20 protein-coding genes and 1 pseudogene are annotated in these 25,550 nt (G+C 49.7%); 12 read left to right on the forward strand and 9 right to left on the reverse strand.

The window, feature by feature from the left end; translation table 11 throughout:
- From PKI34_10035 to PKI34_10045, 3 genes and pseudogenes are all read left to right on the forward strand, one after another.
- A pseudogene (locus PKI34_10035) lies at window positions 1–502 on the forward strand (class I SAM-dependent methyltransferase).
- Between the two features lie 172 nt (window positions 503–674).
- A complete protein-coding gene (locus PKI34_10040; GenBank protein HNS18147.1) occupies window positions 675–1,232 on the forward strand; it encodes a hypothetical protein in 558 nt (185 codons plus the stop codon).
- 110 nt (window positions 1,233–1,342) lie between these two features.
- Window positions 1,343–2,107: an SDR family oxidoreductase gene (locus PKI34_10045; protein ID HNS18148.1), complete on the forward strand. Its 765-nt coding sequence runs from the start codon at window positions 1,343–1,345 to the stop codon at window positions 2,105–2,107.
- Between the two features lie 2 nt (window positions 2,108–2,109).
- On the opposite strand, the gene gcvP is transcribed toward PKI34_10045, so the two are convergent.
- On the reverse strand, window positions 2,110–4,968 hold the full coding sequence (gene gcvP / locus PKI34_10050) for an aminomethyl-transferring glycine dehydrogenase (protein HNS18149.1): 2,859 nt from the start codon (window positions 4,966–4,968) through the stop codon (window positions 2,110–2,112).
- 275 nt (window positions 4,969–5,243) lie between these two features.
- Window positions 5,244–7,655, reverse strand: a complete 2,412-nt coding sequence (locus PKI34_10055; protein HNS18150.1) for a sodium-translocating pyrophosphatase — start codon at window positions 7,653–7,655, stop codon at window positions 5,244–5,246.
- Between the two features lie 214 nt (window positions 7,656–7,869).
- On the opposite strand from PKI34_10055, the gene PKI34_10060 reads away from it, so the two are divergent.
- From PKI34_10060 to PKI34_10080, 5 genes are read left to right on the forward strand one after another with little or no spacing between them, the layout of a single operon-like run.
- Window positions 7,870–8,472 carry a DUF151 domain-containing protein gene (locus PKI34_10060; GenBank protein HNS18151.1) on the forward strand — a complete coding sequence of 201 codons (603 nt, stop codon included), beginning with the start codon at window positions 7,870–7,872 and terminating at the stop codon, window positions 8,470–8,472.
- Between the two features lie 26 nt (window positions 8,473–8,498).
- Complete coding sequence (locus PKI34_10065; protein HNS18152.1) at window positions 8,499–10,022, forward strand: nucleoside transporter C-terminal domain-containing protein; 1,524 nt, start codon at window positions 8,499–8,501, stop codon at window positions 10,020–10,022.
- A gap of 20 nt (window positions 10,023–10,042) precedes the next feature.
- A complete protein-coding gene (locus PKI34_10070) occupies window positions 10,043–10,837 on the forward strand; it encodes a thymidylate synthase (protein ID HNS18153.1) in 795 nt (264 codons plus the stop codon).
- An 11-nt stretch (window positions 10,838–10,848) separates the two neighbouring features.
- Complete coding sequence (locus tag PKI34_10075; protein HNS18154.1) at window positions 10,849–11,385, forward strand: dihydrofolate reductase; 537 nt, start codon at window positions 10,849–10,851, stop codon at window positions 11,383–11,385.
- The gene (locus tag PKI34_10080) at window positions 11,372–12,268 is read left to right on the forward strand and encodes a hypothetical protein (protein HNS18155.1); all 897 of its coding nucleotides are present in this window, start codon (window positions 11,372–11,374) and stop codon (window positions 12,266–12,268) included. Before PKI34_10075 ends, PKI34_10080 begins: the two co-directional genes overlap by 14 nt.
- A 19-nt stretch (window positions 12,269–12,287) precedes the next feature.
- On the opposite strand, the gene PKI34_10085 is transcribed toward PKI34_10080, so the two are convergent.
- Entirely contained in the window at window positions 12,288–13,544 is a 1,257-nt protein-coding gene (locus tag PKI34_10085) for an asparagine synthetase B (GenBank protein HNS18156.1), read from the reverse strand.
- 6 nt (window positions 13,545–13,550) lie between these two features.
- Window positions 13,551–15,080, reverse strand: coding sequence for a replicative DNA helicase (gene dnaB, locus PKI34_10090; GenBank protein HNS18157.1), 1,530 nt, complete (start codon window positions 15,078–15,080; stop codon window positions 13,551–13,553).
- Window positions 15,081–15,251: 171 nt separating this feature from the next.
- Between dnaB and PKI34_10095 the strand changes: the two genes are divergently transcribed.
- Together PKI34_10095 and PKI34_10100 are read left to right on the forward strand one after the other, a co-directional pair.
- Window positions 15,252–16,364, forward strand: a complete 1,113-nt coding sequence (locus PKI34_10095; protein ID HNS18158.1) for a TlpA disulfide reductase family protein — start codon at window positions 15,252–15,254, stop codon at window positions 16,362–16,364.
- 129 nt (window positions 16,365–16,493) lie between these two features.
- On the forward strand, window positions 16,494–16,718 hold the full coding sequence (locus PKI34_10100) for a hypothetical protein (GenBank protein ID HNS18159.1): 225 nt from the start codon (window positions 16,494–16,496) through the stop codon (window positions 16,716–16,718).
- Window positions 16,719–16,771: 53 nt separating this feature from the next.
- On the opposite strand, the gene recR is transcribed toward PKI34_10100, so the two are convergent.
- Window positions 16,772–17,392, reverse strand: coding sequence for a recombination mediator RecR (recR, locus tag PKI34_10105; GenBank protein HNS18160.1), 621 nt, complete (start codon window positions 17,390–17,392; stop codon window positions 16,772–16,774).
- Between the two features lie 133 nt (window positions 17,393–17,525).
- Here recR and PKI34_10110 point away from each other — a divergent pair, with 133 nt between their 5' ends.
- Entirely contained in the window at window positions 17,526–18,257 is a 732-nt protein-coding gene (locus PKI34_10110; GenBank protein HNS18161.1) for a hypothetical protein, read from the forward strand.
- Between the two features lie 69 nt (window positions 18,258–18,326).
- Here PKI34_10110 and PKI34_10115 read toward each other — a convergent pair whose 3' ends face one another.
- On the reverse strand, window positions 18,327–18,965 hold the full coding sequence (locus tag PKI34_10115) for an HAD hydrolase-like protein (protein ID HNS18162.1): 639 nt from the start codon (window positions 18,963–18,965) through the stop codon (window positions 18,327–18,329).
- A gap of 130 nt (window positions 18,966–19,095) precedes the next feature.
- Complete coding sequence (gene clpB / locus PKI34_10120) at window positions 19,096–21,684, reverse strand: ATP-dependent chaperone ClpB (GenBank protein HNS18163.1); 2,589 nt, start codon at window positions 21,682–21,684, stop codon at window positions 19,096–19,098.
- 213 nt (window positions 21,685–21,897) lie between these two features.
- Between clpB and PKI34_10125 the strand changes: the two genes are divergently transcribed.
- Window positions 21,898–23,820, forward strand: a complete 1,923-nt coding sequence (locus PKI34_10125; protein ID HNS18164.1) for a gliding motility-associated C-terminal domain-containing protein — start codon at window positions 21,898–21,900, stop codon at window positions 23,818–23,820.
- Window positions 23,821–23,833: 13 nt separating this feature from the next.
- Here PKI34_10125 and PKI34_10130 read toward each other — a convergent pair whose 3' ends face one another.
- The gene (locus PKI34_10130; protein HNS18165.1) at window positions 23,834–24,484 is read right to left on the reverse strand and encodes a redox-sensing transcriptional repressor Rex; all 651 of its coding nucleotides are present in this window, start codon (window positions 24,482–24,484) and stop codon (window positions 23,834–23,836) included.
- A 76-nt stretch (window positions 24,485–24,560) separates the two neighbouring features.
- Window positions 24,561–25,439 (reverse strand): hydrogenase nickel incorporation protein HypB, encoded by an 879-nt coding sequence (gene hypB / locus PKI34_10135; GenBank protein ID HNS18166.1) that lies wholly within the window; start codon window positions 25,437–25,439, stop codon window positions 24,561–24,563.
- Between the last annotated feature and the right edge of the window lie 111 nt (window positions 25,440–25,550).

The raw sequence follows: 25,550 nt of genomic DNA on the forward strand, positions 1-25,550 counted from the left end.
ATGAGCAGCGAAAAACATACGATTTACGAATTTGAGTTGAACATTATCCATGATTATTTTTCAAACACAGAACGGCAAGGACCAGGAAGTCCTGAAATGACGCTCAAAGCATTGAGTTTTATAGACGGTCTTAACGAAAAATCCAAAATTGCAGATATTGGTTGCGGAACAGGCGGCCAATCAATTTGGTTGCGGAACAGGCGGCCAATCAATAATGTTAGGAGAAAACACACCGTGTGAAATTATAGGTATTGATACCTGGCCCGGTTTTATAAATCAATTCAACCAAAATGCCCAAATCAAAAATCTTCAAGATCGGGTAAAAGGTGTTGTCGGCACTATGGAAAATCTTCCGTTTCAAAAAGAAGAATTGGAGGTGATTTGGTCGGAAGGTGCGATTTATAACATTAAATTTGAACGTGGATTAAGTGAGTGGCAATAATTTCTCAAACAGGGAGGATATAGCGCAGTTACAGAAAATATCTGGTTTACCGAAGAGCGACGACAATTGACAATTACGATGGTCTAATCTCTCCGGATCATATTATAAATAATTATCAGTGTGTATGTTATAGAAGGGAGCGGACTGTGGAGATATGCATTTTTCCACTACATTTGCCTCCTGGATCTCAAAATTCCATTATCTTCATCTTGTCACTAAAATTAAAAACGAAATGAGAGAACTCATTAGCTCCTTCACCGCTTTCATGTTTATCGTTAACCTTTTCGCCCAGACAATTGATCCGGACAGTCAAAAACTCATTGAATCATTCGTAAAAAGCAATATTGATATCCAATGGGAAGAGGTTGATCAGAGTACAGTTAGTAAGGTATTTTCAGGTACGTTTTATAAAATCGATGTAAGTTTTATTGAAACCGGATCAGGAGCCTCTTCGTGTGGAAGCGATAATTACATCAATGTCAACGGCTCAGCAGTTAATATGATCGAACCAATCCATATCGATCTTGATTGCCCGGTCCTCATGTCGGTAATCAAAAAGGACTTTTTACTCCATGACGAAAGCTCTGCACTGCTTTTTGAGGCCGCTCTCAATGTCCTTTACCCTGTTGATGAAGACGATATCCAGCATGTGAAACACCTGCACAAGGATTCACAATGGATATTTCTCAGAGGAAAGTTTTTTGATGATTTCACAGCTTTTATTGTGACAACCGGCTTAAATGGAGGTGTGACCAATATTAAACTGCAATTGGCATATGCTGTAAATTAAGAACCCTGGATGTGCAATAAATGACAATGAATGACGATGAATGACAACGAATGACCACGAATGACCACGCATGACCAAGAATGACCACGAATAACCCGAATAACCACCCCATGAAGCTTGATTTATCCCAGAAAGCAGCTTTAGTCACCGGCTCCTCCCGCGGCATCGGCAGGGCCATTACCGTGGCGCTGGCTGGCGCCGGTGCACAAGTGGCCCTTCATTATAATCATAACCTTTCCAAAGCAGAAGAGACCCTTTCTCTTTTAAAGGGTACCAGCCATATCCTGGTACAGGGTAATATGGTCCGGCCCATGGACCTGGTGCGCATGGTGGATCAGACCATCGAAAAGCTTGGGAAAATAGATATCCTGGTGAACAATGCCGGCATTTACGAGGAGGTGGACTTCCTGCGGATGACTTATGATGCCTGGCAGCAGGCCTGGAAACGGACGATGGACACCAACCTGACCGGCGTGGCCAACCTTTCCTTTCTGGTTGCCAACCACATGCTGGAGAAGGGGAGTGGCCGGATCATTAACATTTCCTCGCGGGGCGCCTTTCGCGGGGAGCCCACGGCATTCGCATATGGAGCAAGCAAGGCGGGACTCAACGCGCTGGGACAATCCATGGCGAAGGCTTTGGCGCCCCACAATGTGCTGGTCTTTACCGTGGCACCCGGTTGGGTCGACACCGACATGGCTGCCGACGGGTTGATGCCTCCACGTGGAGATGAGATCCGTGCACAGAGCCCGCTGAACCGCGTGGCACGACCCGAAGAAATCGCCCGCCTGGTCACGTTTCTTGCCTCTGAAGGGAATGACTATATGACGGGTTGTATCGTTGATATTAATGGAGCATCGTATCTGCGGACGTAAGATCAAAGTTCGCACGTGCACATCAGGTTCCGGTCGCCGTACGCATCATCTATCCGCGTCACGGGAGGCCAGTACTTCGTTTCCAGCAGTGCCGGTGTAACGGCTTTCTCACGGGAATACGGATACTCCCAGCGACTGCTCATCACCATCGCCGCTGTATGCGGTGCATTCTTGAGCACGTTGCTGGCCGGATCTGCTTTCCCGTCGACAATTTCCTGGATCTCTCTCCGGATTTCGACCATCGCTGCCACAAAACGATCCAGCTCGCGAAGCGGCTCACTTTCCGTAGGCTCCACCATCAGGGTGCCGTGAACCGGGAATGCCACGGTTGGCGCGTGGAATCCGTAATCCATCAACCGCTTGGCAAGGGAAATGACCTCCACTCCGGCCGTCCGGTGGAACTCGTTGCAGTCGAGGATCATCTCATGCGCGCAGGTGCCATTTTTACCGGTATAAAGGATCTTATAGTGGTCTTTCAAACAGGCCAGCAGGTAATTTGCATTCAGAATGGCATATTTTGTGGCCTCTGCCAGTCCTACTGCTCCGAGCAGCTTCACATATCCGTAAGAGATCGGCAGGATGAAAGCACTGCCATAGGGAGCAGAAGCGACTGCAGGGATTGGATTTTTCCCTCCGGTGGGCGTAAGGGGATGGGATGGCAGAAATTCGGCCAGGTGCCGGGCCACCCCAATGGGACCTGCTCCCGGACCGCCGCCGCCGTGCGGGATGGCAAAGGTCTTGTGCAGGTTGAGATGGCAAACGTCGGCGCCGATCTGCCCCGGACTGGTGAGCCCGACCTGGGCGTTCATGTTGGCGCCATCCATGTACACCTGACCTCCGTTTTCGTGAACGATCTTCACCAACTCCAGGATTCCTTCTTCAAAAACCCCGTGTGTGGAGGGATAGGTCACCATGATCGCTGACAGATTGTCCCGATGGGCGACTGCCTTTTCACGCAGGTCGGTGAGGTCGATGTTTCCCATTTCGTCGCATTTGACAACAACGATCTCCATGCCGGCCATGTGGGCACTGGCTGGATTGGTGCCGTGAGCGGAGGAGGGGATAAGGCACACGTTACGGTGTCCCTGACCATTCGCCCTGTGATACGCCTGGATCACCATCATGCCCGTGTATTCGCCCGCAGCTCCGGAGTTGGGCTGGAACGACATAGCCGCAAGACCGGTGATCTCACAGAAGATCCTGTTCATCTCGCTGATCAGCAGCGTATAGCCTTGCGCCTGGTCCAGCGGAACGAAGGGGTGTATCTCGGCAAATTCGGGCCAGCTCATAAAGAACATTTCGGCGGCCGCATTCAGCTTCATTGTGCAGGAACCCAGCGGAATCATGGTCCGGTTAAGGGCCAGATCCTTGTTTTCAAGGATCTTCAGGTAGCGCATCAACTCTGTTTCGGAATGATAGGAATTGAAAACCGGATGGGTCAGATATTCGCTTTTTCTTTCCAGGTCCCCCGGATAGGTACGGATTTTTTCACATTCCTTCGGATGGCAGATAAAAGTGGTGAACGGAATGTGGTTTGCTTTCGCCAGGATATTCAGTATCAGGTTGATATCTGCCAGCTCGGTGGTTTCGTCCACACTGATGCCCAGTCTGTGCTCATCGATATACCTGAAGTTCATTTTTTGTTCAAGGGCAAGGCTGCAGATGGCATTCATGCTCACGCCGGCCGGGATCTCGACCTCCAGGGTGTCAAAGAAAGATTCGTTGCATTGCCTGTAACCATATTTAACAACCTCCTGTGCCAGGACGCCTGTCAGGATATTTATATGTCGTGCTATTTCATGTATACCCTCTTTACCGTGATACACGGCGTACATCCCAGCCATGGTGGCCAGCAGGGCCTGGGCCGTGCAGATGTTGGAGGTAGCCCTTTCGCGTTTGATATGTTGCTCGCGGGTTTGCAGGGCCATCCGGAGCGCCCTGTTCCCTTGGGCATCCACCGAAACTCCGATGATCCGGCCCGGCATGTGGCGCTTATACTCGTCGGAGGTGGCCAGGAAGGCAGCGTGCGGACCGCCGTATCCCATCGGGATCCCGAAGCGCTGGGAAGATCCGACCACAATATCGGCTCCCCATTCGGCCGGCGGCTTGAGCAGCGCCAGACTCATCAGGTCGGCAGCCACGCAGAGGAGGACCCCCGCCTGGTGAATTTTTTCAGCAAAGGACCGATAGTCATACACATTCCCTCTCTCAGCCGGGAACTGGACCAGTGCTCCGAAAAAGCTTTCATCCGGCACAAACTCCTGGTGCTCCCCTTTCACAATCTCGATTCCCAGCGGTTTCGCCCTGCCGGTGACCACATCCAGGGTCTGCTGGAAGACTTCTTCCGACACGAAGAACCGGTTGGCTCCCCGTTTTACCGACTCTCTTGAGCGCGCGTTATACGCCATGATCATCGCCTCGGCAGCGGCCGTCCCTTCGTCGAGGAGTGAGCAGTTCGACATGGGCATACCGGTCATATCGGAAACCATGGTTTGGAACACCAGCAGCGCCTCGAGCCTGCCCTGCGATATCTCTGCCTGATAGGGGGTATAGGATGTGTACCAGCCCGGATTCTCCAGGATGTTGCGCTGGATGACACCAGGGGTGATGGTATTGTAATACCCCAGTCCGATGAAGGATTTGTAAATCTTGTTTCTGGAAGCGATCTCCTTCAGGTGCCGGAGGTACTGGTACTCATTCATCCCTTTGGGCAGATTGAGCGGTTTTTCCAGGCGAATCGTCCTGGGGATGGTGATATCAATTAGTTCGTCCAGGGATGAAACGCCTATCTTATCCAGCATCTTCCGGACCTCTTCCGGCCGCGGACCATTGTGACGGAGAATAAAGTTATTGGTGATCATGTATATTGTAAATTTATAGGAGGGTGTATCATGGATGCTTAACCACAAAGGAACACAAAGGATTTCACTATGGTACACAAAGACATTTTATTTGAAGATCAACGACTTAGTGCAACTTTGTGAAGTACTTTGTGCACCTTGGTGGTTAAAAAAATGGATACCCCCTCTTTTGTTTGCGAAATAACAATGCAAAAATACGATTATGCTGTGAACCTACAAGCATAAAAAAGAGGGTGCCTTGCATTGAGACACCCTCTTTCATAAGCAGGATAACTTTACTGTTTTTTGATCCTCATTCCGAAGAATGACCGGTAAACAAAAAATAAACCGATGATAAAGAAGATCAGGCCGATCCAGATGGATGCTGTTTTGAATCCTCCAAGGATCATCTGGATGGAGATCTCAGCAGCCAGCAGCCCGAACAGGGTAGAGAATTTAATGATCGGGTTCATGGCGACAGAGGAAGTATCCTTATAGGGATCTCCAACGGTATCGCCGATGACAGTGGCTTCGTGCAGGGGTGTGTTCTTCATTTTCAGGTCGACTTCGACGATTTTTTTTGCATTATCCCATGCCCCTCCGGCATTGGCCATGTAAAGCGCCTGGAACAGGCCGAAGGTGGCAAGGGAGATCAGGTAGGCGACGAAGAAGTTGGGATCAATGAAGGCAAATGCCAGGGTAAGGCAGAAAATGACGGCGAAGATGTTCCACATGCCGGCCTGGGCATATTTCGTACAGATCTTGACCACGTTCTTCGAGTCGTTGATGTCGGCTTCCTTCTTGTTCAGGTTGATGTTCTTCTTGATGAATTCCACTGCGCGGTAGGCACCGGTTGTGACAGCCTGCATGGATGCGCCGGAGAACCAGTAAATGACAGCACCTCCCGTGACGAATCCCAGGATGACCTGGGCGGAGGTCAGCTCAATGTTCAGCAAGCCGTTTTTGGCCAGCAGGAGGATGATGGAAAAGACCATCGTGGTGGCGCCGATCACAGCGGTGCCGATAAGAACCGGCTTTGCCGTTGCCTTGAAGGTGTTCCCTGCCGAATCGTTCACCTCAAGGTGATATTTGGCGGATTCAAAATTGGGCTCGAATCCGAAGTCCTTTTTGATCTCTTCCTTGATGCCCGGTCGGTTTTCGATCTGCGAGAGCTCGTAGACCGATTGTGCATTGTCCGTCACAGGTCCGTAGCTGTCCACCGCTATGGTGACAGGCCCCATTCCAAGGAAGCCGAAGGCCACAAGACCGAAGGCAAAGATGGTCGGATACGTCATGAACTGATCCAGCCCAAGCGTGCTCGTAAGATAAGCGACCACCATCAGGCCGACGATGACCATGCCTTCCCAGAAGGCGCTGAAATTGCCCGCGACCATACCTGACAGGATGGTAAGGGAGGCTCCTCCTTCCCTTGATGCCGTGACAATTTCTTTCACATGCCTTGATTTGGTGCTGGTAAAGGCCTTGGTGAACTCAGGGATCAGAGCTGCTGCCAGCGTTCCGCAACTGATGATGGTGGCCAGCTTCCACCAGAGCGACGTGACCACCGCGGTTCCGATGGTGATGTCGCCGATCAGCAGATAGCTGACGATATAGGTCACAATGATCGAAAGGATCGAAGTGATCCAGACCAGGTTGGAGAGCGGGGTTTCGAAGTTGAATTTATCGGCCTTCCCAAACCTGACTTTCGCAAGACCCAGGTTGAGATAATAAGCTGCCAGAGAAGTCACGATCATCAAGATACGCATCATGAAAATCCAAACAATAAGGTTGCTCTGGAACCGTAATGCTGCTTGCTGGTCAGGGAAGATGCTAAGCGTGCCGAAATTGATGGCCAGCACGATGAAGGAGATCAGGGCGACACCCGTAACACCGTAAGTTTCAAAACCATCAGCCGTGGGACCGACACTGTCGCCGGCATTGTCACCCGTGCAGTCGGCAATCACACCGGGATTGCGTGGGTCATCCTCCGGAAGCTTGAATACGATCTTCATCAGATCGGCGCCGATGTCGGCAATCTTTGTAAAGATCCCGCCGGCTACCCTCAGGGCGCTGGCTCCGAGCGACTCGCCAATGGCAAATCCGACAAAGCAGGCTCCCGCACTCGAGAAAGGCACAAAAAGCAGAATGATCAGCATCATGATCAGCTCGACACATACCAGCAATAAACCCACGCTCATGCCTGACTGCATCGGTATGGACATCACATTGAAAGGCTTGTTCTTCAGCGCAGCAAACGACGTGCGGCTGTTGGCCAGGGTGTTGATCCGGATGCCGAACCAAGCCACACTGTACGATCCCAGGATCCCGATCAATGTCCAGAACAGGATCAGCATCGTCTTGGGTATGGAGAGATGCGACAGCCCGATGAAATAATAAAGAATGATTACCGCTATGATGCCGAAGAGAATCGCCAGGAACTTACCCTGTTGAAAAAGGTAAGTCTTACAGGTTTCCCAAATGGTGTTGGATACATCTGACATGGACTTATGGACGCGTATTCTCCGGATGGTGACATATTGCCACAAACCAAAAAGCATCCCAATGATGATGATAATGAATCCATAATTCAGTAATGACCATCCTTCACGGTAAAGTTCCTTAAGATCAGGCAAAGGCAGATCGGCTTCACTTGCAAACAAAAAAACCGGCATTATGGATAATGCCATCAGAAGCGTTAATTTTTTCATGCGTGTAGGATTAAATTTGTATTCTTGATGAAGGAAAAGCAAAAATAAAAAGTTTTTTTTATTTAAAAAATTTGATGAACATTTATTTTAATATATTGATATGCAATATTTTATGTATATTATCAATTCAAATTCCGTCCAATATGAGAAGTTTTGGAAAAAAGTAATACTTTTACCTGACCAATCATGGATTCAGCATTAAGCCTGTCATAAAATGGAGAAGATCCGGCTCAAGATCGTTGGCATGTCCTACAGCCAGTCACAGAGTGGGGCCTATGTCCTGATTCTGGCAGAGGCGAGTGGCAAAAGAAGGCTTCCCATTATCATTGGTGGATTTGAAGCCCAGGCCATCGCCATGGAGCTTGAAAAAATGAAACCATCCCGTCCGCTGACCCACGATCTTTTCAGAAATTTCGCCAAACAGTTCAGCATAGAAATTAAAGAAGTCATTATCAATAAATTTCATGAGGGTGTCTTTTATGCATTGTTGATCTGTGAGCACGAGGGGGAGCGATTCGAGATCGATTCACGAACCTCGGATGCAGTGGCACTTTCACTGCGTTTCCGGTGCCCGGTCTATACCTATGATACGATCCTTCAGGCTGCCGGGATTGAAATGGAAGGGGAAAAGTCAAGGGAAAAACAGGAATACAACGACGACATTGCATTTTCCGAACACAAAGACCTTTCGCTGAATGAACTTCAGAAACTGCTTGAAAAAGCTGTTGAGGGCGAGGAATATGAAAAAGCCTCCCTTATCAGGGATGAAATTAACCGCAGAAAGAAAAAAAAGAAAGGCGCTGCACCTGAAGAGTAATCCGACAATTTCTTAATTCATTGCGCATGATGAGGAAGATCGTATGGTGGCTGGTTTTTCTGGCAGTGTTGTCAGGCAGTTCAGTGCTGGCTTCGGAGAGCAGAGTTCATGCCATTAAATCAGTTCTTACCGGCCAATGGTCTGCATCGGCAGCTCCTGGCGAGCCGACCGCCATGCTGGTGCAGGACACGGTTGTCCAGCCGGCTCCGGGGCCGGTGCACCATCAGGCAAAACCATCGGATTCAAAGGGACTGAAGGCGGTTTCCCTACTGCGTGGTTTGCTGGGACTTGTCATTCTGGTCGGGCTCGGATATTTGCTCAGCACTAACCGGAGAGCCATTTCCTGGCGCGTGGTCGGATTGGGTCTGCTCACGCAGATCATCATTGCCTTCCTTGTGCTGAAAGTGCCGGCAGTTCAGTATTTTTTTGAACTCATCGGCAGGATCTTCATCAAGATACTTGATTTTTCAAAGGACGGCAGCGCTTTTCTTTTTGAATCCATGGTCACCGGAAAGGTGGAGGATTCACTGATCACCTTTGCGTTCCAGATCTTACCGACGATCATCTTTTTCAGTGCCATTACCAGCATTTTATTCTATTACGGGATCATACAAAAGGTAGTATATGCGCTGGCGTGGGCGCTCACCAAATTGTTGAAAATATCAGGGGCGGAAAGTCTTTCAAGTGTCAGCAACATATTCCTGGGTCAGACCGAAGCTCCACTGCTGATCAAAGAGTATCTGAGCAGGATGAACCGCTCAGAGATCATGCTGGTGATGACTGGCGGGATGGCCACCATTGCCGGCGGGGTGCTGGCCATCTACATTGGCCTGCTGGGCGGCTCCGATCCCCATAGCCAGATGCTGTTTGCCAAACACCTGATCAGCGCTTCCGTCATGGCCGCACCCGCCGGAGTGGTCGCTGCAAAATTGCTTGTTCCGCAAACCGAGCCGATCCAGGAACACGTAGAGGTGACCAGGGAAAAGATTGGCTCCAACATCCTTGAAGCCATCGCCAACGGAACCACCCAGGGACTGAAACTTGCCGTGAATGTTGCAGCAATGCTGATTGTTTTCATTGCCCTGATCACCATGGTGAATTTCATCCTGATGAAAATCGGGGACTGGACAACCCTGAATACAGCCATCACCAGTATGACCGATGGTCGCTACACTCATTTCAGCCTGCAGTTCATCCTTGGATATGCCCTTTCACCCATCGCCTGGGCCATTGGTGTCTGCAAGGAAGACACCGCCCTGGTGGCGCAGTTGCTGGGAGAAAAGACCATTCTCAATGAAATGATCGGATACATTTCCCTGAAAGAATATGTTGCCGCCCAGGCTTTTTTTGAGGAAAAATCAATCATCATTGCAACCTATGTCTTATGTGGTTTTGCCAATTTCAGTTCAATCGGGATCCAGATCGGGGGCATCGGCGCTCTGGCTCCCAACCAGCGGGTGAACCTTTCGCGGCTCGGTATGCGTGCACTGGTCGGAGGGACCTTGGCAGCCCTGTTCTCGGCAACCATCATCGGGAGCATTATTGGATAAACAGCAGAAGCGTTAAATGGATGAAACAATACCTGGATCTTCTTGACCACGTAATGAAACACGGTGTGCCGAAAAAGGACCGGACAGGCACCGGCACCATCAGTGTTTTTGGATACCAGATGCGCTTTGATCTGGAAGAAGGTTTCCCGGTTCTGACAACCAAAAAACTTCACCTGCGTTCCATCATCCACGAATTATTATGGTTTCTCAGAGGAGACACCAACATTCAGTACCTGCACGACAACAAGGTGACCATCTGGGATGAGTGGGCAGATGAAAACGGAGAGCTTGGGCCGGTCTACGGTTACCAGTGGCGTTCGTGGCCTTCCGGGGATGGAACGTACATCGACCAGATCGCTCAGGTAGTTGAAGCCATCCGGATGAACCCTGATTCCAGAAGGATCATCGTTAGTGCCTGGAACGTGGGCGCACTTGACCAGATGGCCCTGCCGCCCTGCCATCTTCTGTTCCAGTTCTACGTCGCCAACGGTAGGTTATCCTGTCAGCTGTATCAGCGAAGCTGTGACATCTTTCTGGGTGTTCCTTTCAATATTGCCTCCTATTCATTGCTGACCATGATGATCGCCCAGGTGGCAGGGCTCCGTGCCGGCGAATTCGTCCACACCCTCGGGGATGCCCATATATACCTCAATCACCTGGACCAGGTTAAACTTCAGCTAACCAGAACGCCGTTTCCTCTTCCGCAAATGGTGATCAATACTGCAATCAATGATATTTTCGACTTTACCTACGATGATTTCAAACTGGAAAATTACCTCTTCCATCCAGCCATCAGGGGCGAAATTTCCGTTTAATGCCATGACCAATGACTGCTGACCTGCACCTTATGAAAGAAATTGCCATTATAGTTGCGATCGCTCAGAATTTTGCCATTGGAAGGGATAATCAGCTCCTGTGCCATCTGCCGGCGGATCTGAAACGTTTCAAGCAGCTCACCACTGGCCGCACCGTGGTGATGGGTAAAAAGACCTTCGAATCGCTGCCTTTCCGCCCGCTGAAGAACCGCCGCAATATCGTCATCTCTGATGACCGCAGCGAACAAATTCCCGGTTGCGAGATGGCTTATTCGATCCAGGAAGCCATTGAGAAAATGGATGATGACAATGAAAACTTCATCATCGGGGGAGGATCGGTTTACAGACAGTTTCTTCCGTTTGCCACCCGGCTCTACATTACCCTGATAAGACATTCATTCGATGCCGATACGTTTTTCCCTGAAATTGATCTTTCGGAATGGATCCTGGTGGAAAAACTTGAAAATGAACCTGATGAGAAAAATCCGTATCCGTTTAATTTTTTAACGTTCCAACGCAAAGATCCCTGCCTCTATGAAGAAGAATGAGCACATACGCACTTCCCTCTTGTTATGGATGTTCCTCCTGCTTACGGTACCGATCTCCTTCTCCGGCTGCGAAGATGAAGATCCGGTGATCTATGATTTCCGGCCCATTTCAGAAGATTTCATGCAGACTTATGTCACCTGCAGCGCTTTGTTTTTCTATGTTGATCAGATGGCAAAATCACTGAATGATTCCCTTTCGTCCAATCCGGATGGTTCATATCAGCTGCGGGGAGGAATCGTCACGGCTGATCCTGCCACGCCGGATTCATACCCAAAGACCTTTGTGATTGACTTTGGCGGCACCGGTACCGATGACATCGTTTCGGGAAAAATAACTGGCACCATCAGTGCACTTTACCTGTCGGAAGGTTCCGTCACCACCTATGGATACGAAAATCTGATCATCCATCGCGACAGCCCTGCAGGAACCTGTTCCATAACGAACATGGGCATCTCCTCCGGGAAGATCTTATTTGATTTCAAGGTTCCCCACAACACGCTCATCAGGGACTATGAGTCCGACTCGGCCTATCCTGTCACCCTCGACGGGTATCAGCAGATCTTATGGTCCGAATCCAGTGATCAGATCACCATGCCTGCCGGCTCTTTTGAGGGTCTGACTGTGAAATACGACAGCCTGCAATTTACCGCTGTCGTCGATGCGGGTTATAAGCTGATCAAAGACGCTGACTGTAGCTACATCCGGGATGGCATCTTTGATTTCAGGGTCAGGTTGAACAATATCAATGAACAGGTTGGAGACGGAGTGGTCGACTTTGGATACGTGAATCCGATGGAATGTGATGACTACGTCATTGCGGTCGTTGACGGGGAGTCTAACCGCACGGAGTTCATTTATCGCATGGACTGGCTGGAGTTCTGACAGAGGGACTCCTGTCAGGTTATGTTTTCAGTTTTTTCTTTTTGGCTGCAGGAAACAGAATATTGTTGAGAATCAGGCGATAACCCGGTGAGTTGGGGTAAAGGTTGAGGTCGGTGGGCGGGTCACCCACCAGGTGCTGGTAATCTTCCGGATCGTGCCCACCCAGGAATGTCCAGGTTCCTTTTCCATATTCGCCGTGAATGTAGCGTGCTTCATTTAGTGATTTATTTTCTCCCAGGATCAGTACGTGCGGTTTCAGGAAGCGCTTGTCAAAAGCAGTTGACTGGCCCATGAATGCCGGGATGATCTTGGTGTGATCCTGGCAGAGCATGGTGGGCACGGGATCCCATTTAGCGGAGAATTCGAATAAAAGGAAGAGGTCGCTGTTTTTCGGTACACGCCTGGAATCGGTTACATCGATCGATGAAATTTCGTACTCAAAAGGGTTGGTGCTGATTATGAATCCGGTGAATGCGAAACAGTTGTCGTAATTCAGCTTTTGCTGTGCATCCGGGTCCATCGGGTCGCCGTCGAACATTACATCGCAAATGTCCACGCCATCGGCAGCCAGTGCCACATCGAAACTATCCGGTGCCGAGCACATGGCAAACAGATAACCTCCACCCACCACAAAATCACGGATTTTTTTAGCGACGGCCAGTTTGCATTGTGAAACTTTATCAAATCCCTGTCCACGGGCTATCTCTTCCGTAATTCTCACATCCTCCTCATACCAGGCCACTCCCTTGAACGTCCGCCAGAATTTGCCGTACTGTCCTGTGAAATCCTCGTGGTGCAGGTGCAGCCAGTCGTACAGGGGCAGAACACCGCTAAGTACTTCTTCATCATAGACGACGTCATAGGGAATTTCAGCGTAGGTCAGGGCAAGGGTTACTGCATCGTCCCAGGGCTGTTTGTTTTTTGGGGAATAGACAGCGACTTTCGGAGCTTTCTGAAGCTTAACGACATCCATATTTACCTGGGGATCTGCAATTTCCATCAGGATGGCCGTGGATTGTGCATCGGCAATCACCTGGTAGCTTACACCCCTGATAATGCATTCGCTTTCAATTAACTCGTGAAATTTGCACATGAAGCTACCCCCTTTGAAATTCAACAGCCAGTCAACCTCCACGTCCTGTTCCAGGGCCCAGAAGGCAATGCCATAGGCTTTCAGATGATTTTTCTGTGTTTCGTCCATGGGGATCAGCAGGTAAGCACCCTGGCAGGAGATCATCTGGACGGTGAGGATCAGCAACAGGATCAGTCGTTTCATCAGCTTTTAGAAAGGGGTTACTTCATCTTCTTCCATATCGTTCATTTTACTGGGAACCGTGTACGCACTTCCTGCCTGGCGGAAACCCAGTTCAGGCATTGATGGTACAACTTCCGTTTCAGCGGAGGTTACATCCGTAAACTTGGCGAATCTGGAAATAAAACGGAGATTGATGTCTTTTAGTGCACCGTTACGGTGTTTGGCAATGCTTAATTCTGCATGGCCAATGGTGGAGTTGCCCTGTTCATCTTCGGTGATCTTATAATATTCGGGCCGATAGAGGAACAGCACCAGGTCAGCGTCCTGTTCAATGGCTCCTGATTCTCTCAGGTCGGACAGGATGGGCCGTTTGGTTCCGCCTCTTGTTTCCACGGCACGGCTGAGCTGCGACAGGGCAATGATGGGTATGCTCAGCTCCTTGGCCAGACTTTTCATCGAGCGGGAAATGTTGCTGATCTCCTGTTCGCGGTTACCCCGCCCTTCCGAAGGACTTGACATGAGCTGCAGGTAATCCAGGATGATGAGCTGAATGTCGTGCTGGGCTTTCAACCGCCGGCATTTCGCCCGAAGTTCAAAGATGGACAGGGCAGGCGTGTCGTCAATGTACAGGGGGGCATCGATCAGGTTTCCGATCTTGGCGTTGAGTTGTTCCCATTCATAATTTTCAAGGCTCCCTTTCCGCAGTTTCTCCACCGGTAACTGAGTCTCGCTGGATATCAACCGTGTCACCAGCTGGATCGAGGACATTTCCATCGAGAATATGGCCACCGGGCGCTTAAATCCAACCGCCACGTTACACGCCATCGAAAGGGCGAATGCAGTTTTGCCCATCCCTGGACGTGATGCAAGGATGATCAGATCTGATTTTTGCCAGCCTGATGTCACCCTGTCCAGTTCGGAGAAACCCGAGGGGACTCCACTGATGCCTTCCGCATGCTGCCGCGCAGCCTGGATTTCATTGATAGCCTGATGTACCAGCGAATGCATTTCTGCAAAGTTCCGGCGAAGATTTTGCTCGCTCAGGTCGAAAAGATGTGATTCAGCTTTATCGAGCAAATCAAAGACATCGGTCGTGTCTTCGTAGGCATCGTGAATGATTTCAGTCGAAATGCCGATCAGGGACCGCTGGATGTATTTCTGAAGAAGGATGCGTGTATGGTACTCAATATTCGCAGCTGATGCCACCCTGTTGGTAAGTTGTGTAATGTAATACGGCCCTCCGATGATCTCCAGTTGCCCGCTTTGCTTGAGTTCATTGGTAACCGTCAGGATATCAATGGGTTCCGACCGTGAAAAAAGCCGCTGGATCGCGCTGAAGATCATATGGTGCGCATCCTTGTAGAAGATCTCCGGTTTAAGGATGTCGATCACTGCTGCCAGGGCATCCTTCTCGAGCATCAGCGCTCCAAGGACTGCTTCTTCGAGATCGACCGCCTGGGGCGGTAATTTGCCCTGGTCAATAACGGCCTGCGCTACCGATGATCTGGTGGTATTTTTAAGCCGTGCTCTGTCCGTATTTTTTATCTGTTCTGCCATTTCCCAAAATTAACATTTTAACCCGCAGGGTTGATGCAGACCGAAACAAATTTTAATAACCGAAAGTGAACAGGCCTGTTATTAAGTTGTTCATTAAACGCAGCCGGATGAGAATAAACTGTAAATTTGCCGCTCGCCTGCAGAAGTTTATTAATTTACAAAGCATTATAAATGAGGAGATTAATAGTTCCCTGGATTAGTTTTTTCCTTACAATCAATGTTGTTTTGGCCCAGGATCCGAACATCACGATCACAGGCAGCCTGAAAATAGACACACTTTACCGAACCATTTATGTCGAAACTTTTGACCGGAAGCCCAAGATCATCGACAGCACATCGGTTGATGAAAAGGGTCAGTTTTTTCTGAAATTTTACGTTAAGTCACTGGCATTTGTCAAATTAAAACTCGATCCGGGAAATTACCTGACCCTGGTCATCCTGCCGGGGGAGAACATCCGCGTGACCAGTGAGGCCAGTGCCATTGCCAGGAATCCGGTCATAGAGGGATCGCCACACAGTTCCCTATTGAAATCCCTCAGCCAGGGGGTACGGCAGTTTGAAACCAGGATGGATTCCCTGCACAAACAGGCCGATCGTGCCAAGGCCATGGATCCCCCCGATACGGAACGGCAAGTACAAATCAAACAACAGTACAATCAGGCCGACAGTGCAGGCAAAGCCTACTTAAAGTCTTTTTTTGAAGCGAATCCCTCTTCTCCGTCCTGTTTGTTTTATTCGAACCGGCTGTCAATGGATAACTATTTTGAGACATTCACTCTGCTGGATGATTCATTGTACAAGCGGTATCCGGGCAATGCCTATGTCAGGGAACTCCATTATGCGGTGACTTCCAGGCGGTACATCCGGCCCGGATTGATAGCGCCCGACATCATTGCCCCCACACCCGAAGGAGATACAGCCTCGCTGTATGACCTCAGGGGCAAGGTCGTTCTTGTTGATTTCTGGGCAGCCTGGTGCGGGCCCTGCCGCAGGGAAAATCCAAATGTGGTGGCCATGTACAGAAAATACCACGAAAGTGGATTTGAAGTATTTGGTGTTTCGCTGGATGAAAAAAGAGACGCCTGGCTGAAGGCAATCCAGGACGATTCTTTGACCTGGACGCAGGTGAGCGACCTGAAGAAGTGGGAATCGAAGCTGGCCATGTCCTACGCCGTTCGTTCGATTCCGTTTTCAGTCCTTGTCGACCGCGAAGGACGCATCATCGCGCGGGAACTCCGTGGCTCAGCGCTTCGCAGCAAACTGCAGGAGATCTTCGGGTTCTGATCCCTGACCCGAAAGGAGGATGTTATCAACAGCCTTCTGTGGATTGTTTTCCGGATTACCCTGTGGTTGATCCGGAACTTCATCGTAAGTTCGCAAATCAAAGCAATGATGAACCAACACGATTGACGGATGCGAAAACGTAAGCGCGTTAAGTTTAAAAGCATTGAGATCAAGTTGTCCCCCCGGCAGAAACGGTCCCTGATGAATTATTGTGAAGCGCGTCAAACAACGCCAGTGAAGCTGATCAAGAAGTGTATCCGGAAATACACGGAAAATTTTGCGAAAAGAGTACCGGGGGAATATTATGTTACTGAAAATCAGCTTGCCCTGTTTGAAGAAGTTGAAAACACGTAATGCACGCTGGTCAGAACCAGGCATTCAGCAGGGAATTCTTCAGCAGAATGGTGTCATCTGGGGAGCGGTCCTTCATATGCCGTCCGGTTGAGGATCGAACGTCCCAGCGTCAGCTCATCCGTGTATTCCAGATCGTCACCTATGGCAACACCCCTGGCGATGATGGAAAACCTGATGTTGTAATCCTGCAGCCGTTTGAACAGGTAGAAGTTGGTTGTGTCGCCCTCAATGGTTGCAGGAAGGGCAAAGATGACCTCTGCGATATCCTGCTCCTGAACTTTTCGTTCCAGCATATCAATGGTCAGATCGTGAGGTCCAATGCCGTCGACCGGTGAAATGACGCCCCCCAGAACGTGGTAGATCCCGGTATATTGTGCGGTGTTCTCGATGGCCAGAACATCACGTGAATCTTCAACAACACAGAGGATCGACCGGTTTCGTTTCGGATTGGAACAAATGGGACAGACATCCGTATCAGAGATGTTGTAACATTGTTGGCAGTACCTGATTTGCTGGCGCAGCCGCAGGATGGCCCCTGCCAGCGCTTCCGATGCCTGGGCATCCTCCCTGAGCAGAAACAGGGCCAGCCGTAACGCTGTCCTTTTCCCGATCCCGGGAAGCCTGGAAAGTTCCCTTACGGCATCTTCAAGAAGTTTCGACGGATAGATCTCCACAGGGACAGTATTAATTGTTTATCCCGGATCGACTGCCGGAAAATTTGTTTATTTGCAAAGTTATTGCAAAATCAGACCTGCCTAAATAAAATGAAACCTTTTTCGTTATCTCAGGATGCTGAGTGAAACACCGATGAAGAACGTACGATTACTGCTGCCTTATTTCCTGATCCTGATCATCGTCCATCCAGGCGCAGTCGCCTTTGGGCAGGATAGTATCAACAGGGTGGATCCATCCGGCAAAAAAAAGGGAAGGTGGGAAAAAAGAGATCCGGAGGGGATTCTGCTCTATACCGGACAGTTTGAAGCCGATCTTCCGGTGGGGAGCTTCACCTATTACTACCCCGGAGGCCAGGTAAAAGCTTTATCCAATCATGTGATCCCCGGTGTGATGGAACGTGTGGTCCTCTATCATCCCAATGGGAAGGTCATGGCAAAGGGTAATTATCATGAAGCGAAAAAAGACAGTATTTGGACCTACTATGATCAAGACGGTTTGCTGATATCGGATGAAAAGTATGACAAAGGATTACGTTCGGGCACCTGGAGGACTTATTACGCCAACGGTAACACCTCGGAAGAGTTCTACTGGAACAGGGATCAAAAGGAGGGGCCGTGGAACCAGTTTTATTCAGATGGTACCCGGAAGCTGACCGCTTTTTTTACAAATGACAGGAGAAATGGAGAATTTCATCTGTACTTTCCCAACACCCGGTTGATGGTCAGCGGGCTTTACAGCAACGATAAGCGGGAAGGGGAGTGGAAATACTTTATGGAGGATGGCCGTTTGCAGAAAATTCGACAGTACCGTAACGGGTATATGGTCAGCGAGGTGGTCTATGTTGAGGCTGAACAGGAAGAGTAGGTGATTTTCCGGTGCCTGCACCGGAATTAAGGTTCGTGACTTGATCGGGGGGACGTACCCGTGGTTGTTTTAAAGCAATCCTTTCAGTTCAGTCAGATCGTTGATCACCCGGCTGTGTTTTTCGCTCAGCCTTTGCAGGCTCTGATGTCCTGCGGCCACCAGGATGCAATCGCATCCCATCTGACGCGATACCTCAAGGTCGTGTAGCGTGTCACCGATCAAACACACCCGGGAAGGGCTGGCGTTCATCTGCTGCATGGCCTTGATGGCAATATCCGCCTTGCTGAAGGCATAGTGATCGTTCAGTCCGGCAATTTTTTTGAAGAAATGACTGATCCCTTTCTGCTTCACGGAATCCAGCAGGGCATCCTGCTCCATCGCAGAGAGAATGACCTGGCTGTAATTCTTATCAGCAAAGTACTCCAGTATTGAAAGGGTAGCCGCGTGCAGCGGCGCCTGCGGGAGGTTTTTCAGGTAAAGATCAATATATTCAAATGCCACGCTGTCCCAGGATTCCACCTCCAGGTCCCACCCGATCTTCCGGTAATAGTCGATCACGGGAAAAGTGAAAACCTCCCTGTACTCTTCCGTGGTGAGCAAAGGTTTGTTTCGCCTGGATAACATCGTGTTCATCGAGGCGACACAGACCTCCACATCATCCAGCAGGGTGCCGTTCCAGTCCCAGAATAGGATCTGTGTGCCTTTCATTACGTTTTTAATAAAATCAAAAAGCAAATATCAAAAAGCAAATATCAAAGAACAAATATCTGAATTAATATTGGCTTTTTGCTTTTTGCTCTTTACAATGAGAAAAGAATATGGTTTATCCTGGCCGGAATCAATTCTCAAAGACCAGGGCACCTCCCTTTGCACCAACCTGAATGGCGCTGTCCTTACTGACTTTTCCTGCCAGGATCATTTTTGAAAGTTCGTTTAGCAGGTCCCTCTGTAATACCCTTTTGAGGGGCCGGGCACCGTACTGGGGATCATAGCCTTTACCGGCAAGTAATTCGATGGCATCAGGCGATATTTCCAGCTGCAGCTCGTTGTTTTCCAGCGTTTTCTTAATATTGGCGATCTGCAGTACCACGATCTGCCTGATCTCGTCCCGCGTGAGGGGCTTGAACATGATGATCTCATCGATCCTGTTAAGGAATTCGGGCCGGATGGTCATTCGCAACAGCTCAAAGACCTCCGCACGTGCTTCTTCGAACACTTTTTCATTCAGGGTATTCCCCATTCCCTCAAAATGTTCCTGGATGAGTTGAGATCCGATGTTGGAGGTCATGATGATGATGGTGTTCCTGAAATCGGCTGTCCGGCCCTTATTGTCGGTCAGTCTCCCGTCGTCGAGCACCTGCAGCAGGATATTGAAAACATCGGGGTGTGCTTTTTCAATTTCATCGAGCAGCACGACCGAATAGGGTTTTCTCCTGACCTTTTCCGTCAGCTGACCGCCTTCTTCGTAGCCAATGTAGCCCGGTGGCGCACCGATCAGTCTCGACACCGTGTGGCGTTCCTGGTACTCCGACATGTCGATCCGGACCATGGCATTCTCATCGTTGAACAGAAACTCAGCAAGAGCTTTAGCCAGTTCGGTTTTTCCAACGCCGGTGGTCCCCAGGAAGATGAACGACCCAACGGGTCGCCGGGGATCCTGCAGGCCTGCCCGGCTGCGCCGGATGGCATCAGCGATGGCCTGGATGGCCTGGTTTTGGCCGATGACACGTTTATGAAGCTCGTCTTCCAGATTCAGCAGCTTATCCCTTTCACTCTGCAGCATCCGGCTGACAGGGATTCCCGTCCAGCGTGATACGATCTCTGCGATCTCTTCAGCCACAACCTCTTCCCGGATCATGGGTGAATCACCCTGCAACATTGTCAGATTCTTGCCCAGTGCATCCAGTTCCCTTTCTGCTTCCTTGATCTTTCCGTAGCGCAGTTCGGCAACCCTGCCATAGTTTCCTTCACGCTCGGCCTGCTCAGCCTCAAACTTCAGCTCTTCGATCATCTTTTTGTTCTGCTGTATCTTTTCGACAACCTCCTTCTCATTTTTCCACCGTGCCTGCAGACGTGTCCGTTCTTCAGTCAGTTCGCCCAGCTCCTTGTTCAGCACCTGCAGTTTGGGCTCATCATTCTCCCGTTTGATGGCTTCGCGTTCAATCTCCAGTTGTCTGATCCGGCGTTCGAGCTCATCCAGGTCTTCCGGCAGGGAATTGATCTCCAGCCGCAGCCTGGCGGCAGCCTCATCGATCAGGTCAATGGCCTTGTCGGGCAGGAACCTGTCGGTGATATATCGCTGTGAAAGTTCTACGGCGGCTATGATCGCTTCATCCCTGATCCTGACCTGGTGATGGGTTTCGTAGCGTTCTTTCAGGCCGCGAAGGATGGAAATCGTATCCATCGTATCCGGCTCGCCCACCATCACGATCTGGAACCGCCGTTCGAGGGCTTTGTCTTTCTCAAAGTATTTCTGGTATTCCTTTAAGGTGGTAGCCCCGATCGCACGGAGTTCTCCCCTGGCCAGGGCCGGTTTCAGAATGTTCGCCGCATCCATGGCTCCCTCGCTTGCACCGGCACCTACCAGCGTGTGGATCTCGTCAATAAAAAGCACGATCTCACCATCGGAACCGGCGACCTCTTTAATGACACTTTTCAGCCTTTCTTCAAATTCTCCCTTGTATTTTGCACCGGCGATCAATGCGCCCATATCCAGTGAGAAGATCTGCTTGGACTTAAGTGTCTCAGGGACATCGCCATTGATGATCCGGTGCGCCAGGCCTTCAGCGATCGCTGTTTTGCCGACACCAGGTTCACCGATCAGGATGGGATTGTTCTTCGTCCTTCTGGAAAGTATCTGCAGGATCCTCCGGATCTCTTCATCCCTTCCGATGACAGGATCCAGTTTGCCATGCCTGGCCAGTTCGTTCAGATTGCGGGCATACTTGGCAAGGGCCTGATAGGTCTCTTCTGCTGTCTGACTGGTGACCGTGCTCCCTTTCCTGAGTTCCCTGATCGCTGATTTAAGGTCCTTTTCAGTGACACCACTGTCCCTGAGCAATTGGGCCGCCGTGTCTTTTCCGGCCAGAATGCCGAGCAGAACATGCTCGATGGAGATAAATTCATCACTAAATTCTTTTAAATAAGTTGTCGCTTTCTGAAAAGCCATACTTGCATCGTGGGTCAGATAGGGCTCTCCGCCGGCCACCCTTGGATAGGACTGAATGATCCTGTCAAGGGCCTGCTGCAAATGAACAATGTTGATGTTCAGTTTTTTGAGTAGAAATGGAATGACATGCTCATCTACCGTAAGCATCCCTTTAAGGATATGCGTGGTTTCAATGGCCTGATGCTGGTTGCCGGTGGCGATCTCCTGGGCCTGCTGGAGCGCCTCCTGTGATTTGATGGTAAAATTATTCAGATTCATATGCTTCAATTGAGGCAGTGACTGGATCAATTTTCCTGCCAACGCCTCTTTGGGAGTCTGGTACTGTAATAATGACAGTCTGGAATAACAAATCTGCAGACCTCACGTTATCCTTGGGATTTACTTTGTCAGGAGAACCGTTCGATTGAATTCCGTCATAAATCGGGAAATACAATTTTTTACTAATTTTGCCCGCTTAAAGGGAACTCCGCAATGAAGCAATTCTTTATTTCACTGCTGATGCTTGGCCAGGTAATGACCGTCATTGCCAGTCCAGTGTCAGACACCCTGAATGTTTTCCAGTCCGATAGTGCTTTTTATTGCAATCTCGATAGTCTTTTCATCGACGCGGGTGAGGGTTTTGCTTCGTATTCCTGGAGCACGGGTGAAACATCCCGGGGGATCTGGATCACCGAAACCAGCCTTTACAGGGTTGAGGTGACGGAAGGATCGGGAAATGTGTACGCCGACTCGGTCTATGCCAACCTGATCACTGCAGAAATCCCGCAGCCGGATACCACCATCTGTTACGGCGCTCATCTGACGCTGTCGGTCGTGCAGAAGCTCCCCGCCTGCCAGGTGGCCTACTGGCCTTTTAACGGCGATACCAGGGACTATAGCGGGAATGGATACGACGGTTTTGCCTTTGGCGCAACCCTGGCATCCGACCGGTTTGGTAATCCAAACAGTGCGCTGAGCTTTAACGGAAAGGATAACTACCTGATCGCCACCCTCGAGAATATTCAGTCCACGTTTTCAGTGGCTCTATGGTTCACCCTTCCCGACACCAGTGAGTGGTTGCCTGAGAATGAATATCCGACCTTCTTTGATTTCGGGAATGGCCAGGCAATGGCCCGGGTCCTTGGTAAAAATGAGGAGGTCATCAACACGGGCAAACTCGGCAAGATCAACCTTCAACATTTTGAAGGCCAGGGCTCACCGGATAATTATTCCTTTTCTTCCAATTCAAATCCTCCATTTGAAACCTGGCATCATCTGTACGCAGTGTTTGACGGCGCCGGATATCCGAACGAGATCTGGATTGACGGCATCCTGCAGGGATCGCTGATCACCAGCGTTTCGATAACACCTGGAGAAAGATTTATCTATTTTGGAAGAACACAAAGCCTGCAAACCAATACATCCTTTTTTATCGGTAAGATCGATGAGGTCAATATTTTCAGCTGTGTTCTCGATCCTTCTCAATTACAAAACCTGATGCATTCAGGATCCGTGTTCAATTACAGATATCAATGGGATACGGGAGATTCGGCCTCCGTAATGACTGTTGCTCCGCAAAAAAGCAAAACGTATACGGCAACTGTTTCCGACGGATTCAATACGTGTCAGGACAGCCTGCGGGTGACGGTCAATCCGGAAATCAAGCTGGACCTGGAGCAGCTTGACAAGGGGTGCCCGGGAGAAGCAAAGGCGAAGATGCTGGCCAGGGCGACGGGCGGAACCGCTCCCTATACGTATGAATGGGACCCCGGCATCGCATTTCTTCAGGGAGATACCCTCGCATTGGGACTCGTCGACAGTGTTCTTTACGCGATTACGGTGACCGACAGCCTGTCGTGCCGGCACGATGAAACCTTTGAAGTGGAAGCATTGCCTCCGCCCAAGGTCAGTTTCTCTTACGAACCTGAAGAAATATATTACCAGAATCCGGTAGTCCAGTTCAGCAGTGAGACCGAAAAGGCTGTAAACTGGTCGTGGAACTTCGGAGACGGAGAACTTTCCTCTCTGGAGGGCCCGAGCCACGTTTTCACAAAAGTTGATACGTATCATGTTGTGCTGACCGTCACTGCCGAAAATGGTTGTGTTGATTCCCTTGCCCAGGAAATCAATGTCCAGGAGGTTGAACTGGTCATTCCGAATATTTTCACTCCCAACGGGGATGCTATCAATGACACATTCATTGTGACCGACCTTGACAAATATATTTCCAATTCGCTGGTGGTTTTTAACCGATGGGGCCGAACAGTTTATGAAGCCAACAATTATTCCAGCGGTGAGTGGGATGGGGGCAATCTCTCCGATGGTACCTATTACTTCATTCTTAAATGCAAGGGATATTTCGCTACCGAAATCTTCAAGGGCACCATCAACATTTTCACAGGCGGATTCAAATGATCCCTTTGATCCTTCAGGGGATTGATTCCTTGTTTATTTTAACAAAATAAGCCGCTTTTTCAAGGGAAGTGATCATATCGTATTCTCCGAGATAAACATCCGGTCCGACGTTTATGGGCGTTGGCGTGTAATTGATGATCCCCTTGATGCCATCTTTTACCAGGTCATCAGCGACTGATGCTGCGACTTCTCCGGGAACCGTGAGGATCGCAATTGAAATATCCTGTTCTTTGATGATGGATGCCAGCTGCCCGATCGGAAAACAGGGGACTCCTGAATAGGTGGATTTAAACTTTTCAGGGCTGATGTCAAAACAGGCCGTAATGCTCAGCTTCGTTCGTTTTCCCTTGAAGTACCTGATGATCGCCCGGCCAAGGTTCCCCACACCCACTACGCATACTTTCAGTGCCTGCTCCATATCGATGATGCGTCCGATGAGCTGTATGAGCTCCTGAACATCATATCCCTTCCTGAGTGTTCCTGAATAACCGATGAGCATGATGTCACGCCTGACCTGAACTGGAGTGATGTGGATCAATCCGGCAAGTTCGTGGGAAAAGATATGAATTTTATTATTTTCCAGGCAATTAAGCAATGCCCTTCTGTACTGGCTCAAGCGTTCAACGGTTTTATCCGGAAGGCTTTTCATGGGATTTTTATTCATCAATAAAAGTATTGTTAATGCAATAACAATACAAAATTAAACGTAAAATCGTATAAAACTCAGATGGCTGTAAAAATCAGAGAAGTTTTTGTTTTAGCCAGTCAAACCAGAGACTGAGACCTTCTCCGGACTTGGCCGAGAGTTCAATGAATTCAAGATGAGGGTTGACCTGGAGCGCATAGGCTTTGGCTTTTTCTGACTGAAAGTCTACGTAGGGGAGAAGATCAGTCTTGTTGATCACGCAGAGGTGGGAGGTACGGAACATGTTGGGATATTTCAGCGGTTTGTCTTCCCCTTCGGTCGTACTGACAATGACTACCCGTTTTGATTCGCCTAGATCAAAAAGGGAAGGACACACCAGATTGCCAACATTCTCGATGAAAAGCACCGAATGATCAGCTGGTTCCAGCTCCCTGACTGCTTTATTGACCATAAGTGCATCCAGGTGGCATCCATTCCCCGTATTGATCTGAATGACGGGAACGCCCGTCTTATGGATCCGGTCTGAGTCCAGCATGGTTTGCAGGTCACCCTCAACGACACAGAAGGAGATCTCTTGCCTGAGCTCCTGAATGGTTCGTTCCAGAAGGCTGGTCTTTCCCGAGCCGGGAGAACTGACCAGGTTGATTGCCGTTATATGCTTTGCTTCAAAATAACCTCTGTTGCGCTCAGCAAGCTGATTGTTCCTGGCCAGCAGATCCTGCTCAACGCGGATCATCGTCCCATGGCTATGATCGTGGCCCGGTTCGTGAAAATGATGCGCATGTTCCGCATCCTGTTCGTGTCCTTCCGCTTCGGTGTGCTCAAGGAAATGCTCGTGGGGATGGGTGTGCTCCATATCCCCGTGGTGGTGGGGATGTTCATGGGAATGTGCTTGCAGATGGAGGGACGGATCACCCGGTCTTCTTATCCGGATGGTTGAGTCGGGTTGGCCGCAGCCACAGGTATCGCACATGGGACTTGATTTTTACAAAAGTAATGATTTAATGCTCTTCCAGGGTTAATGAACGGAACTTCAGCTCACCGCCCTTTACAAGCCGGGTATCAAAGGAATCACAGCGAGGAC

The sequence above is a fragment of the Bacteroidales bacterium genome (genome assembly GCA_035342335.1).
Classification (GTDB): Bacteria; Bacteroidota; Bacteroidia; order Bacteroidales; family JAGONC01; genus JAGONC01.

What these genes read in the sequence shown, in the direction of transcription:
- PKI34_10040 (HNS18147.1), top strand. Translation starts at nt 675, where the DNA reads ATGAGAGAACTCATTAGCTCCTTCACCGCTTTCATGTTTATCGTTAAC.
- PKI34_10045 (HNS18148.1), top strand. Translation starts at nt 1,343, where the DNA reads ATGAAGCTTGATTTATCCCAGAAAGCAGCTTTAGTCACCGGCTCCTCC.
- gcvP (HNS18149.1), bottom strand. Translation starts at nt 4,968, where the DNA reads ATGATCACCAATAACTTTATTCTCCGTCACAATGGTCCGCGGCCGGAA.
- PKI34_10055 (HNS18150.1), bottom strand. Translation starts at nt 7,655, where the DNA reads ATGAAAAAATTAACGCTTCTGATGGCATTATCCATAATGCCGGTTTTT.
- PKI34_10060 (HNS18151.1), top strand. Translation starts at nt 7,870, where the DNA reads ATGGAGAAGATCCGGCTCAAGATCGTTGGCATGTCCTACAGCCAGTCA.
- PKI34_10065 (HNS18152.1), top strand. Translation starts at nt 8,499, where the DNA reads ATGATGAGGAAGATCGTATGGTGGCTGGTTTTTCTGGCAGTGTTGTCA.
- PKI34_10070 (HNS18153.1), top strand. Translation starts at nt 10,043, where the DNA reads ATGAAACAATACCTGGATCTTCTTGACCACGTAATGAAACACGGTGTG.
- PKI34_10075 (HNS18154.1), top strand. Translation starts at nt 10,849, where the DNA reads ATGACTGCTGACCTGCACCTTATGAAAGAAATTGCCATTATAGTTGCG.
- PKI34_10080 (HNS18155.1), top strand. Translation starts at nt 11,372, where the DNA reads ATGAAGAAGAATGAGCACATACGCACTTCCCTCTTGTTATGGATGTTC.
- PKI34_10085 (HNS18156.1), bottom strand. Translation starts at nt 13,544, where the DNA reads ATGAAACGACTGATCCTGTTGCTGATCCTCACCGTCCAGATGATCTCC.
- dnaB (HNS18157.1), bottom strand. Translation starts at nt 15,080, where the DNA reads ATGGCAGAACAGATAAAAAATACGGACAGAGCACGGCTTAAAAATACC.
- PKI34_10095 (HNS18158.1), top strand. Translation starts at nt 15,252, where the DNA reads ATGAGGAGATTAATAGTTCCCTGGATTAGTTTTTTCCTTACAATCAAT.
- PKI34_10100 (HNS18159.1), top strand. Translation starts at nt 16,494, where the DNA reads ATGCGAAAACGTAAGCGCGTTAAGTTTAAAAGCATTGAGATCAAGTTG.
- PKI34_10110 (HNS18161.1), top strand. Translation starts at nt 17,526, where the DNA reads ATGAAGAACGTACGATTACTGCTGCCTTATTTCCTGATCCTGATCATC.
- PKI34_10115 (HNS18162.1), bottom strand. Translation starts at nt 18,965, where the DNA reads ATGAAAGGCACACAGATCCTATTCTGGGACTGGAACGGCACCCTGCTG.
- clpB (HNS18163.1), bottom strand. Translation starts at nt 21,684, where the DNA reads ATGAATCTGAATAATTTTACCATCAAATCACAGGAGGCGCTCCAGCAG.
- PKI34_10125 (HNS18164.1), top strand. Translation starts at nt 21,898, where the DNA reads ATGAAGCAATTCTTTATTTCACTGCTGATGCTTGGCCAGGTAATGACC.
- PKI34_10130 (HNS18165.1), bottom strand. Translation starts at nt 24,484, where the DNA reads ATGAATAAAAATCCCATGAAAAGCCTTCCGGATAAAACCGTTGAACGC.
- hypB (HNS18166.1), bottom strand. Translation starts at nt 25,439, where the DNA reads ATGTGCGATACCTGTGGCTGCGGCCAACCCGACTCAACCATCCGGATA.